The organism is Promicromonospora sp. NPDC050262, assembly GCF_040655935.1.
Taxonomy (GTDB): domain Bacteria; phylum Actinomycetota; class Actinomycetes; order Actinomycetales; family Cellulomonadaceae; genus Promicromonospora.
The window spans coordinates 227263-241049 of the sequence record NZ_JBFAKX010000002.1; the positions used below are offsets into that span (position 1 = coordinate 227263).

Annotated in this window: 16 protein-coding genes; 10 read left to right on the plus strand and 6 right to left on the minus strand. The window is 73.2% G+C overall.

All coding sequences use genetic code 11. From position 1 onward, the window contains the following. Positions 1-2 precede the first annotated feature (2 nt). The 3 genes from AB0I29_RS04435 (at position 3) to AB0I29_RS04445 (ending at position 2246) form a co-directional block, all read left to right on the plus strand. On the plus strand, positions 3-938 hold the full coding sequence (locus AB0I29_RS04435) for a universal stress protein (protein WP_357478481.1): 936 nt from the start codon (positions 3-5) through the stop codon (positions 936-938). A gap of 67 nt (positions 939-1005) precedes the next feature. Continuing rightward, positions 1006-1503 carry a hypothetical protein gene (locus AB0I29_RS04440; protein ID WP_357478484.1) on the plus strand — a complete coding sequence of 166 codons (498 nt, stop codon included), beginning with the start codon at positions 1006-1008 and terminating at the stop codon, positions 1501-1503. Positions 1504-1646: 143 nt separating this feature from the next. Continuing rightward, positions 1647-2246 (plus strand): NADPH-dependent FMN reductase, encoded by a 600-nt coding sequence (locus AB0I29_RS04445; protein ID WP_285102186.1) that lies wholly within the window; start codon positions 1647-1649, stop codon positions 2244-2246. A gap of 51 nt (positions 2247-2297) precedes the next feature. Here the strand turns inward: AB0I29_RS04445 and AB0I29_RS04450 are convergent, their stop codons facing one another. Together AB0I29_RS04450 and AB0I29_RS04455 are read right to left on the minus strand one after the other, a co-directional pair. Continuing rightward, a complete protein-coding gene (locus tag AB0I29_RS04450; RefSeq protein WP_357478488.1) occupies positions 2298-2699 on the minus strand; it encodes a cupin domain-containing protein in 402 nt (133 codons plus the stop codon). Positions 2700-2782: 83 nt separating this feature from the next. Beyond that, complete coding sequence (locus AB0I29_RS04455; RefSeq protein ID WP_285102184.1) at positions 2783-3493, minus strand: FCD domain-containing protein; 711 nt, start codon at positions 3491-3493, stop codon at positions 2783-2785. A gap of 148 nt (positions 3494-3641) precedes the next feature. Here AB0I29_RS04455 and AB0I29_RS04460 point away from each other — a divergent pair, with 148 nt between their 5' ends. From AB0I29_RS04460 to AB0I29_RS04480, 5 genes are all read left to right on the plus strand, one after another. Further along, positions 3642-4871, plus strand: a complete 1230-nt coding sequence (locus AB0I29_RS04460) for an aminotransferase class V-fold PLP-dependent enzyme (protein ID WP_357478492.1) — start codon at positions 3642-3644, stop codon at positions 4869-4871. Positions 4872-4927: 56 nt separating this feature from the next. Further along, positions 4928-6232, plus strand: coding sequence for a sugar ABC transporter substrate-binding protein (locus AB0I29_RS04465; protein WP_357478495.1), 1305 nt, complete (start codon positions 4928-4930; stop codon positions 6230-6232). 1 nt (position 6233) lies between these two features. Continuing rightward, positions 6234-7175 (plus strand): sugar ABC transporter permease, encoded by a 942-nt coding sequence (locus AB0I29_RS04470; protein WP_357478498.1) that lies wholly within the window; start codon positions 6234-6236, stop codon positions 7173-7175. After that, positions 7172-8023, plus strand: coding sequence for a carbohydrate ABC transporter permease (locus tag AB0I29_RS04475; protein WP_285102180.1), 852 nt, complete (start codon positions 7172-7174; stop codon positions 8021-8023). The genes AB0I29_RS04470 and AB0I29_RS04475 overlap by 4 nt, the downstream gene beginning before the upstream one ends. A 66-nt stretch (positions 8024-8089) precedes the next feature. Continuing rightward, positions 8090-9115: an LLM class flavin-dependent oxidoreductase gene (locus AB0I29_RS04480; protein WP_357478502.1), complete on the plus strand. Its 1026-nt coding sequence runs from the start codon at positions 8090-8092 to the stop codon at positions 9113-9115. A 22-nt stretch (positions 9116-9137) separates the two neighbouring features. On the opposite strand, the gene rraA is transcribed toward AB0I29_RS04480, so the two are convergent. Beyond that, a complete protein-coding gene (gene rraA / locus AB0I29_RS04485; RefSeq protein ID WP_285102178.1) occupies positions 9138-9608 on the minus strand; it encodes a ribonuclease E activity regulator RraA in 471 nt (156 codons plus the stop codon). 57 nt (positions 9609-9665) lie between these two features. Beyond that, the gene (locus tag AB0I29_RS04490) at positions 9666-10262 is read right to left on the minus strand and encodes a helix-turn-helix domain-containing protein (RefSeq protein ID WP_357478506.1); all 597 of its coding nucleotides are present in this window, start codon (positions 10260-10262) and stop codon (positions 9666-9668) included. 78 nt (positions 10263-10340) lie between these two features. Between AB0I29_RS04490 and AB0I29_RS04495 the strand changes: the two genes are divergently transcribed. After that, the gene (locus tag AB0I29_RS04495; RefSeq protein ID WP_357478509.1) at positions 10341-11219 is read left to right on the plus strand and encodes an SDR family oxidoreductase; all 879 of its coding nucleotides are present in this window, start codon (positions 10341-10343) and stop codon (positions 11217-11219) included. A gap of 51 nt (positions 11220-11270) precedes the next feature. On the opposite strand, the gene AB0I29_RS04500 is transcribed toward AB0I29_RS04495, so the two are convergent. Together AB0I29_RS04500 and AB0I29_RS04505 are read right to left on the minus strand one after the other, a co-directional pair. Next, positions 11271-12110: an alpha/beta hydrolase gene (locus AB0I29_RS04500; RefSeq protein ID WP_285102175.1), complete on the minus strand. Its 840-nt coding sequence runs from the start codon at positions 12108-12110 to the stop codon at positions 11271-11273. 130 nt (positions 12111-12240) lie between these two features. Next, entirely contained in the window at positions 12241-13044 is an 804-nt protein-coding gene (locus AB0I29_RS04505; RefSeq protein ID WP_357478512.1) for an MBL fold metallo-hydrolase, read from the minus strand. Positions 13045-13109: 65 nt separating this feature from the next. On the opposite strand from AB0I29_RS04505, the gene AB0I29_RS04510 reads away from it, so the two are divergent. Further along, positions 13110-13769, plus strand: a complete 660-nt coding sequence (locus AB0I29_RS04510; protein WP_357478514.1) for a TetR/AcrR family transcriptional regulator — start codon at positions 13110-13112, stop codon at positions 13767-13769. Positions 13770-13787: the final 18 nt, after the last annotated feature.

A 13787-nucleotide genomic window follows, 5' to 3' on the forward strand; every position in this document is an offset into this window, starting at 1 on the left:
CCATGACCGCCGGCCAGCGGCCCGCTCCGGTCGTCGTCGCCGTGGACGGGAGCCGCCGCAGCACCGGTGCCGTCCGGTACGCGATCAACGAGGCCCGGATCCGGCGCAGCGGGGTGCGGATGGTCCACGTGGTCCCGGCACCGCTGCCCGAGAGCGGACTCTGGCCGGCCGAGGCGGGCGACATCACCTACCTCGAACGGGCGGGCCGCGGGACGGTCACCCGGGAGGCGGAGGCGGCGCGTTCCCTCGCACCGGACCTGGAGATCGAGCCGGTGCTCGCCCTCGGGCCGCGCGTGGCGCAGCTCGTCGCCGCGGCCGCCGCCGGCGGCCTCCTGGTGCTGGGCCGCGAGACGCGGCACGGGGGCGAACGCCTGGTCGCCCGGGCGACGACCGCCGAGGTCACCGCGCGGGCACCGGTCCCCGTGGCGGTCGTGCCCGCGGGCTGGCACGACGGCGGGCACAACCGCCTCGTCGTGGGGATCAAGACGTTCACCAGCGCCGGCGAGCTGCTGACCCGGGCGCTCTCCGTGGCGTCCTGCCGGCACGCCACCGTGCGGGTGGTGCACGCCGTCGAGGTGCCCGACCTGGCCACCGACCTCGGTCTCGCGAACTCCTACGCCGGTGAGTCGGTGACGGCCGCCACCCGGCTGCTGGAGACGGTCGTGCGGGACTGGGCAGTCGTCTACCCGGGCGTCGCCGTGGAGACGTCGGTGGTGCCGGGCCGCCCGGACGAGGTGCTCGTGGAGGCCGCGGCGGACGCCGACGTCCTGATGGTCGCGCGGCACCACCGCGGGCTGGGACGCGTCGCCCGGCTGGGGCGCACCCCGCGGGCGATCCTGAACGTGTGCGACACCCCGGTCGAGGTGGTCCCGCTGCGCTGGAAGACCTCCGGCGTGCCGATCGTCCTGGAGAGCGACGGGGAGATCCTGAAGACCTGACGCGCCGCCGCGCGGCGAACCTGCGAAAGTGGGGGTGCCCAGGACTCGGCGCGGAGGACGGTCAGCGATGGACGACTACCTGTGGGTGCTCAAGGACGACGAGCTCGACCTTGTCCGTGAGCTCGAACCCAAGCGGTTGAAGGCGCTCGACGAGGACGACCTGCTGGACCTGCACCGCCGCGTGCGGCGGGCGCGCAACAAGCACGTCAAGAACTACCGCCGCAAGGCGGCCCGGAACGTCGAGGAGCTCGGCGCACGCGGCAAGGCCGCGCCCAAGGGCGGCAAGTCGCGCTGGCGGGCCGCCGCGTTCGAGGAGGCGCTGTCGGTCGTCAGCGGGCGGCTGGCGCACGTCGCGCACGTGCAGGCTGAGGCCCTGAAGGACGAACGGCTCGCCCAGGCCCGGGCGGGCAAGTCGTCCGGACCGGGGTCGGCGGACCGGCCGGGCGGCACGAAGGTCGGGCCCGGGCGGGCCCGGAGCCATCAGAAGACGACGGGCGGCAAGAAGCGGGACGCCTCGACCCGGGCGCAGGGCGCGCGCCGGCAGGGCAAGCGCGACAGCAGGTAGCCGCGCCCGCCGCGCGCGACGGCTGGGCGCGCGGGTGAACTCGCGGGGCTGGGCGCGCGAGCGCACAGTGGACAGTGGCGGCACCGGAGGGTGCCGGCACGCCGGCGGCGAGCGTCGACGACCGACTGACGCAGGGAGGCGTCATGACCTACCAGATCGGCTACCTCGTCGGCAGCCTCGCCAAGGGATCGATCAACCGCACGCTGTCGAGGGCGCTGATCGCCTCGGCGCCCGACGACCTCGCGTTCACCGAGATCCCCATCGGTGACCTACCGCTGTACAGCTGGGACTTCGACGCCGACTTCCCGCCGGAGGGCCGGGCGTTCAAGGCCGCGATCGAGGCCTCGGACGGCCTGCTGTTCGTCTCCCCGGAGTACAACCGCTCGATCCCCGGCGCGCTGAAGAACGCCATCGACTGGGGCTCGCGGCCCTGGGGCCAGAACTCCTTCGCCCGCAAGCCCAGCGGCATCATCGGCGCCTCGCCGGGCGGCATCGGCACGGCCGTCATGCAGTCGTCGATGCGCAGCGTGCTGAGCTTCCTCGACGCGCCGCAGCTCAACGCGCCCGAGGCGTACATCACCTTCGACGCCGCCGACTTCGGCCCGGACGGCGCCGTGGTCAACGAGACCACGGCGACCTTCCTGCGGCACTACATGGGGGAGTACTGCGCGTTCGTCCAGCGGGTCCTGGCCGCCAACGCCCCGGGACACATCGGCGACGAGGACCCCGCCTCGACCAAGTAGCGGCTCCGGGGGCGGGTTCCGCCTGGCACGACGGCGTCGGTGACCCGCCGCTCAGCGCGACCCGTACTGCGCGTCCGTGACGTGCTCGCGCCAGATCGTGCTCGGCGCGGGGTCGTCCGCCCCCTCGGAGATCGCGAGGTGCTCCATGAAGCTGTTGGGCGCGGCACCGTGCCAGTGGTCCTCGCCGGGCGGGCAGTAGAGGGTCTGCCCGGGACGGGCCTCGATGACGGTGCCGTCCCGGGCGCCCATGAGCGCCACGCCGTCCAGGACGTGCAGGAACTGGCCGCGGGCGTGGGCATGCCACGCGGTGCGGGCGCCGGGCGCGAACCGGACCCGGCCCACGATCGTGCGCTGGTCGCCGTCCTGCGGTGTGACCAGCAGGTCGAGCCAGACGTCGCCCGTGAACTGTTCGGGCGGGTTCTTGGTGGTCACCGGCTGGGGGAGGGCGTGCATGGGATGTCTCTTCTCTCGCTGCGCGGGGCTGACCTGGTCGACGGTACGTCCGTCCGCGCGCACGAGGGAGGTACTGGCAGTACTCAGCTCACGGCCTCCGGCGCCTGGCTCACGGCCTCCGGCGCCGGCCGGACCTCGCGGAGCCACACCTCGCTCTGCGTCACGTGGGCGGCGGCCGCCACCGATGCGGCCACGGGGTCGCGCGCCGTCAGCGCCCGCAGGATCGCGCGGTGCCCCGCGTCGGAGACCCGCTTGGTCTCCGGGGTGAGCACCGGGTAGGCGCGCGAGCGGGACCGCAGCACCGACACCAGCGCGCCGAGCGAATCGTTGCCGCACAGCCGCACGATGCCCATGTGGAACTCGTGGTCGAGCGCCGACTGCTCGTCCACGTCCTCGCTGGCCTCCAGCCGGTCGAGCAGGCCGCCCAGACGGGCGAGCGTCGCGTCGTCGCAGCGGGCGGCCGACAGGGCGACCGCGTGCGCCTCCAGCACCCGGCGCAGCTCGTACAGCTCCAGGATCGACTCCAGCGGGAGCAGGCCGACCGTGAGCGAGAGCGTCTGGATCATGTCGGCGGCGCGCAGCTCGCCCACGTAGGTGCCCGCACCCCGGCGCGTCTCGACGACGCCCAGGGCCGAGAGGGTGCGGATCGCCTCGCGGATCGACCCGCGCGAGACGCCGAGCCGCTCGCTCAGCTCGCCCTCGCTCGGCATCCGGTCGCCGGGCTGGAGCGAGCCGTCGGCGATCAGGGTCCGCAGCCCGTGCAGGGCCGTCTCGACTGCGCTCACCTCGTGCATCCCTCCAGGATCGCAGGTTCCCGGCGGCGGGGCGGACATTTCGCGCCCGTAAAACCTGTCCTACAGATCTGTGTCATCTGGCGGGAAACTCTGGTGCGGTCGGGTCCGGCCTGCCATGGTTGTCCGACAAATCCCGAGAGAGGTGTTGATGGACCAGACACACACGGCGCCGGCCACGGCGCCCGTCCGGCTCGCGTCCGGCCGTCCGGCGCGCGAGGCATGGCCGCTGGACGACGCGGTGGTGCACCTCAACCACGGCTCGTTCGGCGCGGTGCCCACCGAGGTGCTGCGCCACCAGGACGAGCTGCGCCGCCAGGCGGACCTGAGCCCCGTCGGCTGGTTCCCGCGGGTCGCGGAGCTCGTCGCCGCGGCCCGCCACGAGGTCGCGCCCTTCGTCGGCGCCCGCGCCGAGGACACGGCGTTCGTGCCCAACGCCTCGGCGGCCGCGACGGTGGTGCTCAACTCCCTGCGGCTGGAGCCCGGCGACGAGATCCTCGTGACCGACCACGGGTACGGCGCCGTCACCATGGGCGCCCTGCGACTCGCCCGCCGGTTCGGCGCCCGGGTCCGCACGGTCACGATCCCGCTCGCGGCGAGCGCGGACGAGGTCGTCGAACGCTTCCGGGCGGAGCTCACCGACGCGGTGCGCCTCGTCGTCGTCGACCAGATCACCTCGCCCACCGCCCGCCTGCTCCCGACCGCCCGGATCACCGGGCTCGCCCACGAGCGCGGCGCCCGCGTGCTGGTCGACGGCGCGCACGCCCCGGGCCTCGTCGCCGACGCCGCGGCCGTCGCCGGGGGCGACTGGTGGTTCGGCAACCTGCACAAGTGGCCCTGTGCACCTCGGGGCTCGGCCCTGCTCGTGACCCGGGCCGCCGACCGCGACGACCTGTGGCCGCTCATCGACTCGTGGGGCGCCGAGGAGCCCTACCCGGGGCGGTTCGACTCGCAGGGCACCCTCGACGCGACCAGCTACCTCGCCTCCGGCCGCGCCATCGAGTTCGTCGAGCGCGAGCACGGCTGGGCGCGGGCGCGCGAGACCATGACGGCGCTCGCCGACCACGGCGCCGCCGTCATCGGCGCGGCCCTGCAGCCCCACGTGGACGCCCCGGTGGCCACCGACGTGGGCATGCCCGTGGTCTCCATGCGCCTGCTCCGGCTGCCCGACGGGCTCGGCCGGGACCGTACGGACGCCGACGAGCTGCGCCTGCGCCTGCTCGACCTGGCCGGCGTCGAGTCTGCCTTCACGAGCATCGGCGGCGTGGGCTACCTGCGCCTCTCGGTGCACCTGTACACGGAGCAGCGCGACTTCGACGCGTTCGTCGAGCGCGCGGTGCCCCAGATCCTGGCGTTCGCCGACGAACGCCGCCGCGACTGACGCGTGCCCCTCGGCACGCGAACCACATCCCGAACAGAAGAAGGAGAGGTGCGCACGTGAACCGCACCCGAACTGCCCTCACCGCGAGCCTGGCCGCCACCGGCCTCCTCGCCCTCACCGCGTGCACCGGAGGAGGGTCCGCGGGCGACGGCACCGTCCGCCTGCAGATGGTCGAGAGCCTGACCAACCCGGCCCGCACGACGCTGATCCGCGAGCTGCTGGACGAGTTCGAGGCGGAGAACCCCGGGGTCACCGTCGACCTCGTGTCCCCGCCCACCGACCAGGCCGACCAGAAGCTGCAGCAGATGCTGCAGTCCGGCAAGGGGGTCGACGTCCTGGAGGTGCGGGACAGCACCGTGGGCGCGTTCAGCAACAACGGCTGGCTCCACGACCTGTCGGACGACGCCACGGCGTGGGCGGGCTGGGACGACCTCACCGACAACGCGCAGGCCGTCACGGCGGAGGACGGCGCCCGCTACTACGTGCCGTACGGCTTCTACGGGCTGTCGCTCTTCTACCGCACCGACCTCGTCGAGGACGCGGGCTTCGACGGCCCGCCGGCGTCGTGGGCGGAGCTGCTGGAGCAGGCTTCCGCGATCCAGGACCCGGGGCAGAACACCTACGGCTACGCGTTCCGCGGCGGCCAGAACGGGTTCAGCAACGTGGTGGCCGCCGTGGAGGCGTACACGATCGACGACCTCGACGTGGAGAACGCCTACCTGCTCGCGGACGGGTCGACCATCTTCTCGGCGCCCGAGGCGCAGGACGCCGTCGACACCTACTTCTCCCTGTTCGAGGAGGCGGCGCCGCCGTCGGCCGTCTCGTGGGGCTACCCCGAGATGGTGGAGGGCTTCACCAACGGTTCGACGGCGTTCCTGCTGCAGGACCCGGAGGTCATCGCCACCGTGTCGCAGTCGACGACGATCACGCAGGACCAGTGGTCCACGGCCCCGCTGCTGACCGGCCCCACGGGCAAGGCGGCGCAGCCGCTCGCCACGGCGGGCTGGGGCGTGGCCGAGGCCAGCGAGCACCAGGCGGAGGCGACCGACCTCGTCGAGTTCCTCTCGGGGGCGGAGCCCGCGACCCGGTTCGCCCAGGAGAACAGCCTGGTGCCGATCATCGACGGCGCGGGGGAGGACCCGTTCTACGCCGAGGGGCCGTGGGCGAGCTACGTCGCCATGACCGAGGACCCGGACACGTACGTCAACGTGGTGCAGCCGCGCGGCGTGAGCTGGTGGACCGAGTGGGAGCAGAAGGCGGACCAGGACGTGCAGGCGGTCCTGCTCGGCAGCATGACGACGAGCGAGCTGCTGGACGCGTGGGACGCGTTCTGGACCGAGAAGTACGCCGCGGAGCAGTGACGTGACAGCGACCGCCCTCCGCCCGGCGCGGGCCGGGGCTCCGCGCGAGCCCCGGCGCCGCCGGACCTTCCGGGGCCGGCACGCGCTGACGATCCTCGGGTTCCTCGCGCCCGCCATCGTCTTCGTCTGCTGGTTCACGTACTTCCCGATGCTCCAGGGCGCCCACATGGCGTTCCGCGACTGGAACCTGTGGGACCTCACCTCGACGCCCTGGGTGGGGCTGGCGAACTTCGCCACGATCCTCGCCGACCCGGTCTTCCCCGTGGTCGCCGGCAACACGGTCGTCTGGGTCGTGGGCTCGATCGTGCCGCAGCTCGTGATCGGGTTCCTCGTGGCCCTGGGGCTGTGGCGGCGGTTCCGCTTCCGTGGGCTCTACCAGGCGCTGATCTTCTACCCGTGGGCGGTGTCCGGCTTCCTGGTCGGCATGCTGTTCCGCTGGATGTTCAACGCCGAGTTCGGCGTGGTGAACAACCTGCTGATGAAGGCGGGCGCCATCGACGCGCCCCTGCCGTGGCTCGCCGACCCGAAGCTCGCCATGGTCGCCGTCATCATCGCCAACGTCTGGTACGGGGTGACGTTCTTCGCGATCATGATCCTCGCGGCCCTCCAGTCGGTGCCCGACGAGGTGCTGGAGGCCGCCGCCATCGACGGGGCGGGCACCGTGCGCCGGCTCTTCTCCATCGTGATCCCGTACATCTGGACGACGCTCGCGCTGACCGTGCTGCTGCGCGCGATCTGGACGTTCAACTCTCCCGAGATCATCTACGCGATGACGGGCGGCGGGCCCGCGGGCCGCACCCACATCGTCACCACCTGGATGATCGAGTACACGCAGCAGGGCAGCTACGGCCTGGCCAGCGCGATCGGGCTGGCCGTCATGGTCGTCCTGTTCGTGTTCTGCGCCTTCTACCTGACGGCGATGCGGCGGGTGAACCAGCGATGACGATGCTCCGAGAAGGTTCCTCGCGGGTGACCACGGGCGGCGTCGTCCGTGTCACCGGGCTCACGCTGTGGCTGGTCATCACGCTCTTCCCGCTCTACTGGGTGGTCGTGACGTCGTTCAAGTCGCCCGGCTCGATCAACCGGTGGCCGCTGGAGTACTGGCCGTCGGAGCCGTCGACCGCCAACTACACCGACCTGTTCGCCACGTCGGCCTTCGGCACGTTCCTCGGCAACTCGCTGGTGGTCGCGCTCGTGGCCGGGGCCACCGCGACGCTCATCGCCCTGCTGAGCGCCTACGTGCTGGCCCGGTTCGAGTTCCGGGGCAAGGGCGCCGTGCTCGGCGCGTTCCTGCTCACGCAGATGATCCCGGCGTTCATCGCGCTCGGACCGTTGTACGCGATGCTCGCCGACCTGGGCCTGGTCGACACCAAGCCCGGGCTCGGCCTCGTCTACGTGGCCATGTGCATCCCGTTCTCCACCGTGATGCTGCGCGGGTTCTTCGAGAACATGCCCGACGCGCTGGAGGAGGCGGCCATGATCGACGGGTGCTCGCGCCTGGGCGCGCTGTTCCGCGTGCTCGTGCCCGTCATGGCCCCCGGGATCGCCGCCGCGTTCATCTTCAACTTCGTGAACTGCTGGAACGAGCTGTTCCTGTCCGTCGTGCTGATGAACTCCGACGCCAACAAGACCGTCCCGGCCGCGCTCAACGGGTTCATCTCGACGTTCAACATCGCCTGGGGCCCGATGTCGGCCGCCGCGGTGCTCACCGTGCTGCCGACCATGCTGCTGTTCGCCCTGGCGAGCCGCTGGATCGTCGAGGGCCTGACGGCGGGGTCGGTCAAGGAGTGACGCAGCGAGGAGTGACGGAGCGAGGAGTGACCGGATCCGCTGACGTGCGCGTGGTTCACTGACCCCGTGACGCGACCCCTGCGCAAGCTCGGCTTCCTGACCATCGGCCTGTTCGACCCGGACCACCCGCGCGCCGGGCACGAGGCCACCCTGCGGCTGATCGAGCTCGGCGAGCAGCTCGGCCTCGACAGCGCGTGGCTGCGCCACCGGCACCTGCAGCACGGCATCTCGTCCCCGGTGGCGGTGCTGGCCGCCGCCACGCAGCGCACCGGCCGGATCGAGCTGGGCACCGCCGTGACCCCGCTGGGCCTGGAGAACCCGTTCCGGCTGGCGGAGGACCTCGCCACGGTGGACGTGCTGTCCGGCGGCCGGCTCAACCCCGGGGTGAGCGTGGGCCCGCCGATTCACTGGGACCACCTGCGCGACCACCTCTACCCGACCACGTGGCAGCACGAGGACTTCTCCAAGGCGCGCGTGGAGCGGCTGCTGCACAACCTGGCGGGCGGCGCGGTCTCCACCTTCGAGGGGACCGAGGGCATCGAGACGTACTCCACGCGGATCCAGCCCTTCTCGCCGGGCCTGCGGGAGCGCGTCTGGTACGGCGCGGCCTCGGCGTCGTCGGCGGCGTGGGCCGGGTCGGCGGGCATGAACCTCCTGACCTCCTCGGTGCTGGACGCCGGGGACGCGGAGCACCCGGACTTCGCGGCGCTCCAGCGCGAGCAGATCGAGCTGTTCCGGGCCGCCCACCCGGCCGGGCAGGCGGCCCGCGTCTCCCAGGGCCTGGTGGTGATCCCCACGGACGGCGCCACCCCGGAGCAGGTCGCCCGGTACGAGGCGTACGCGGCGGCACGCCTGCCGCGCACCGCGGCGCCCGTGCCGGCGGGGCCGCGGCGCATGCTCTTCGCGCCCGACCTCGTGGGGCCGGCCGAGCAGCTCGCCGAGCGGCTGAGCGCGCACGCCGGGTTCCAGGCCGTGGACGAGGTGGCGTTCGCGCTGCCGTTCACCTTCGACGAGCCGGACTACGTGCAGATCCTCACCGACCTGGCGACGCGCCTCGGACCCCTGCTCGGCTGGACGCCGGCGGGTGCCTGACGCGCGTCGCCGGGCCGGGCGCTCAGCGCTCGACGAGGATGCCGTCCTCGTCGCTCCAGAGCCGCGCCCCGGGCCGGAACGTGACCCCGCCGAAGGCGACCTCGACGTCCGCCTCGCCCGCGCCGGTCTTGGTGCTCTTGCGCGGGTTGGTGCCCAGGGCCTTGATGCCGATCGGGATCTCGGCCAGGGCCACGCGGTCGCGGACCGCACCGTGGATGACCACGCCCGCCCAGCCGTTGTCGGCGGCGATCTGCGCGATCATGTCGCCCATCAGGGCACGCTCCAGCGATCCGCCGCCGTCCACGACCAGGACGGCGCCGTCGCCCGGCGTCGAGACGACCGACTTCAGCAGCGCGTTGTCCTCGAAGCACCGCACGGTGCGCACGGGCCCCTCGAACCGGGCGACGCCGCCGTGGAGCTGGAACTGGACGGGCACGGACTGGACCGTCTCGCCGAGTTCGTCGTAGAGGTCGGCAGTTGCGGGCATGGGCATCCTTTCGTCACCGGGAGCTCGTCGCCTGGAGCGTAACGTCCCCCGTGGCCGGTGCGGTCAGGCCACGAAACCCGCGCTCGCGCGGTCCACGGCCTCGCGGATGGCGGCGGCCCGGTCCTCGGGCCGCTCGACGGCGACCGCCGCCGCCGTCGCGCCGCCCATGCAGGCGCCGAGGTGCGCCGACATCAGCGGCCACCCGGCACGGTCCGGGAACCTCTCGCGCAAGGCGCCGACCAGGTCGGTCTGCGCCCGCTGCAGGCGCACCACGAGGGACGCCGGCAGGCCGCGCGAGGCGGTGACGAGCTCGGTCCGCAGGTCCGCGAGTGCGTCGGTGCCGGCACGCGGGTCCTCGAAGAGGTCGACGAACGCCGTCATCACCGCGCGGACACCCTGCGCCGCGTCCGCGCCCGCCGGCAGGTCGTCCAGCGTCAGGACGGCCCGCCGGACGTGGGCCTCCAGGTAGTGGAACAGCACGTCCTCCTTCGAGGGGAAGTGGAGGAAGAACGTGCGGCGTGCGACGCCGGCGCCGGCCGCGATGTCCTCGATCGACGTCGCGGCGATGCCTCGGTCGAGGAACAGCGCCGTGGCCGCGGCGACGATCGCGCGCCGTGTCTCGGCCCGCTTGCGCTCCCGGATCCCGGTCTCCTTGCTCATGCGCCCAGCCTAGCGGCGAATGAGTGCACTAGTGTAGAAATGCACTAGTGCATCAAAGTGTCGATCGAGGAGGTGCCCATGTCGCAGCACACCGGCCGGACCTACGTGGTGACCGGCGCCGACTCCGGGATCGGCGCCGCCGTCGCCGACCGGCTCGAACGGGAGGGCGCGCGGGTCCTGCGGTGCGGCGTCACCGAGGCCGTCGACGTCCGTGCGGACCTGACCACCGCGGACGGGCGCGGCGCCGCCGTCGCACGGGTCCGGGAGCTGGCCCCGTCTGGGATCGACGGCGTCGCGCTCGTCGCGGGGAGCGCCGACGAGCGCATCGCGGTCGGCCTCAACTACTTCGGCACCGTCGGTCTGCTCGCCGCCCTGCGCGGCGACCTGGCGTGCCGGAGCGCACCCCGTGCCGTCGTCGTCAGCTCGGCCTCGTCGCTCTCCGCCGGCGAGGACGACCTGGTGGACGCCTGTCTCGCCGGTGACGAGGCCCGCGCGCTGGCCGTCGCGGACCGGATGGTCGCGCGCGGTCGTGGGGGCGTGATCTACCGGTCCACCAAGATCGCCCTGAACCGGTGGCTGCGCCGTACCGCCGTCACCGAGGAGTGGGCGGGCGCGCGCATCCCTCTCAACGCCGTCGCCCCGGGCATCGTCGAGACCGGGACGGCGCGCCGCACCCTGCTCGCCGACGCCGCGAGCGTGCGGGTGCTCCAGGACGCCCTGCCGCAGCCCCTCGGGATGCCCGGTCCGGTCGAGCCGGTCGCCGCGGCGATCGCCTGGCTCCTGACGCCGGACGCCGCGTTCGTCACCGGGCAGGTCCTCTTCGTCGACGGCGGGGCGGAGGCCACGCTCCGCGGTGAGGCGCCGTTCGCGTCCGGCGTCCGCTACGGGCCGCTGCGGATGGCGCGCATGATCGCGTGGACGGTCGTGGGCCGGCTGCGCTCCCGCCGGGCGGGGTGATCAGCGTGCCGGGCGCCCAGGTCGGTGACCTGAGCGCCCGGCGCGGAGGGGTCAGCGGGTGGCGCGGGCCGCGCTCTCGATGACCTTCGCCGTCTCGGCCGGGTGCGAGACGTACCCGGCGTGCGAGGCGTCGATCGTGGTGGTGTGCGCGTTCATGCGCTCGGCGAAGAAGCGCTGTGCCACGGGGGACAGGGCGTGGTCCTGGGCCGAGACCTGGTACCAGGTGGGGATCGTCTTCCACGCCGGCTCCGTGGTGGACTCCTCCTCCAGGACGGCGACATCGGCCGGGCGCTGGGTCGCGGCCATGAGGCGGGTCTGCTGCGGGGGCAGGTCCTGGGCGAAGATCTCGCGGAAGTCCGCGGGGTCGATGGTGGCGTCGACGCCGCCCGGGAACGGGCGCAGCACCAGCGACTCGGGCTCGAGCTCGCTGCCGGGGTACTGGGTGGGGTCGTTGAACTGGCCGACGGTCTCGCCCTTGTCGGGGGCGAAGGCCGCGATGTAGACCAGGGCGTCGACGTTGTCGGCGCCGCTGGCGGCGTTGGTGATGACGCCGCCGCCGTAGGAGTGGCCGACCAGGACGACGTCGCCGTCGATGGAGTCGACGACGCTGCGCACGTAGGCGGCGTCCGACGCGAGCCCGCGCAGCGGGTTGCCGACGGCGATCACGGGGTAGCCGTCGCGCTGCAGCCTGTCGATCACGCCCCCGAAGCCGCTCGCGTCGGCGAAGGCGCCGTGCACGAGGACGACGGTGGGCTTGCTGATCGTCTCGCGGTCGGGGCGGTGGCCGCTGTCGGCCTGGGCCGCGCCGGCGCCGACGCCGAGGGCGAGCGCCGCGCTGACGGCGACACCGACGACTGCGCCGAGGCGGCGCGTGGAGGTCCTGAACTTCATGGGAATACCTCTCGTACTCGTCTAGGTAGACTGACTAGTAACTCCACCGTACGTCCGATCGGTCCGAGATGCAAAAAGCCCGGGATCCGGGCGTGGCTGGGCTGGGCCGCGGTCGGCCCGGGCGTCGCCCTCATGCGCCCAGCAGCGGGATGCCCTCGTACCCCCGCGCGTCGTGGGCGGGCACGATCCGCACGTCGGGCGGGAGCGCGGACACCCGGGCCAGGTCCTGCCGGACCCGCGCCGGGTCGCTGTCGGCGAGCAGGCGCATCAGGAGGGGGCGCTGCGCGCCGTGCGTGATCCCGTCGAGCTGCCAGGTGAGGTCGCCGACGAAGGCGAACCGCCGGTCCGGCCGCTCGGTGACGAGAACGACGACCGAGCCCGTGGTGTGGCCGGGCGCCGGCACGATCACGACGGAGCCGTCCCCGTGCAGGTCGTGGCTGGCCGGGAAGCCCAGGTGGGGCGGGCCGTCGAAGGCGTACGGCCGCACGTCGTGGCCCGCGACGACGCGACCGAACACCCGGTCGCCGTGGCCGCCGGCCGCGTACCGCAGCTCCTCCGGGGTCACGAGGACCGGCACGTCGAGGGAGTCCAGCCCGCTGACATGGTCCCAGTGCGAGTGGGTCAGGATCACGCCGAGCAGTCGGCTGCGGTCGTAGCCGGCGGCGTCGAGCTGCTCGCTCGCCGTCGCGCCGAGGTGGTGCGGCGAGCGCCGGAACGCGGGCAGCATCTGGATGTGCTCCTCGGCGTGCGCGCCGAACCCGGCGTCGACGAGGACGTCGCCCTGCGGGTGCCGGACCAGGACGGCGGTGGCGGCGAACTGCCGGCGGTCCCGGAACCGGCCGCCCTGGAAGGCCAGGGCGGCCGGGGTCTCGTAGGAGCCCGTGGGGAGCTGGAAGACCTTGATCTCCGCGGGCGAGGCGTCTTTGTTGGTCATGTGTGTCAGTATTGAACGATGTGTTCAACAGTGTCAACGCGGTCCAGTACTCGTAGGATCGCGCCATGACGAGCGAGACCGCAGCACTGGACCCGCGCATCGCCCGCACGCGGCGCGACGTGGTCGCCGCGACCAGTGCGCTGCTGCTCGACGAGGGCTGGGACGCCGTCACGCACGCCGCGGTGGCCCGGCGCGCCGGCTACTCCAAGGCGACCGTCTACACGCACTGGCCCACCCGGCTCGACCTGATCAGCGCGTCGATCGAGCAGATCTGCGACGAGGCGGACCATCCGGCGGCCACCGGCGACCTGCGGGCCGACCTCCGTGCCGGCCTGGCGGACTTCGCCGACGACCTCACGCACGGTCACCTCGACCGTCTGCTGGCGGGCGTCGTCGAGCGGGCGAACTGCAGCGAGGTCGTCGGCCGGCTGCGCACCCGGCTGTACGAGACGGGGACCAGCGCCCTGCGCGCCGTCCTCGAGTCCCACGTCGCGCAGCGCGACGTCGAACCCGCGCTCGCGCTCCTGACCGGAGCGGTGCTCGTGCTCGTCACGTTCGAGGGCAGGCCGGTGGGTACCGCGGCGCTCGACGACCTCATCGACCGGGTGCTGGCCGCCACCACGCCGCGGGCGAGCCAGGACCCTTCGGCACGGGAGGTCCCGGGGCCGCCGGCTGACGCCGGGCCGCCGCCGAAGCCGATCTCGTTGCCCTCCGGGTCGCGGTAGACCACCTTGCGGACGTCG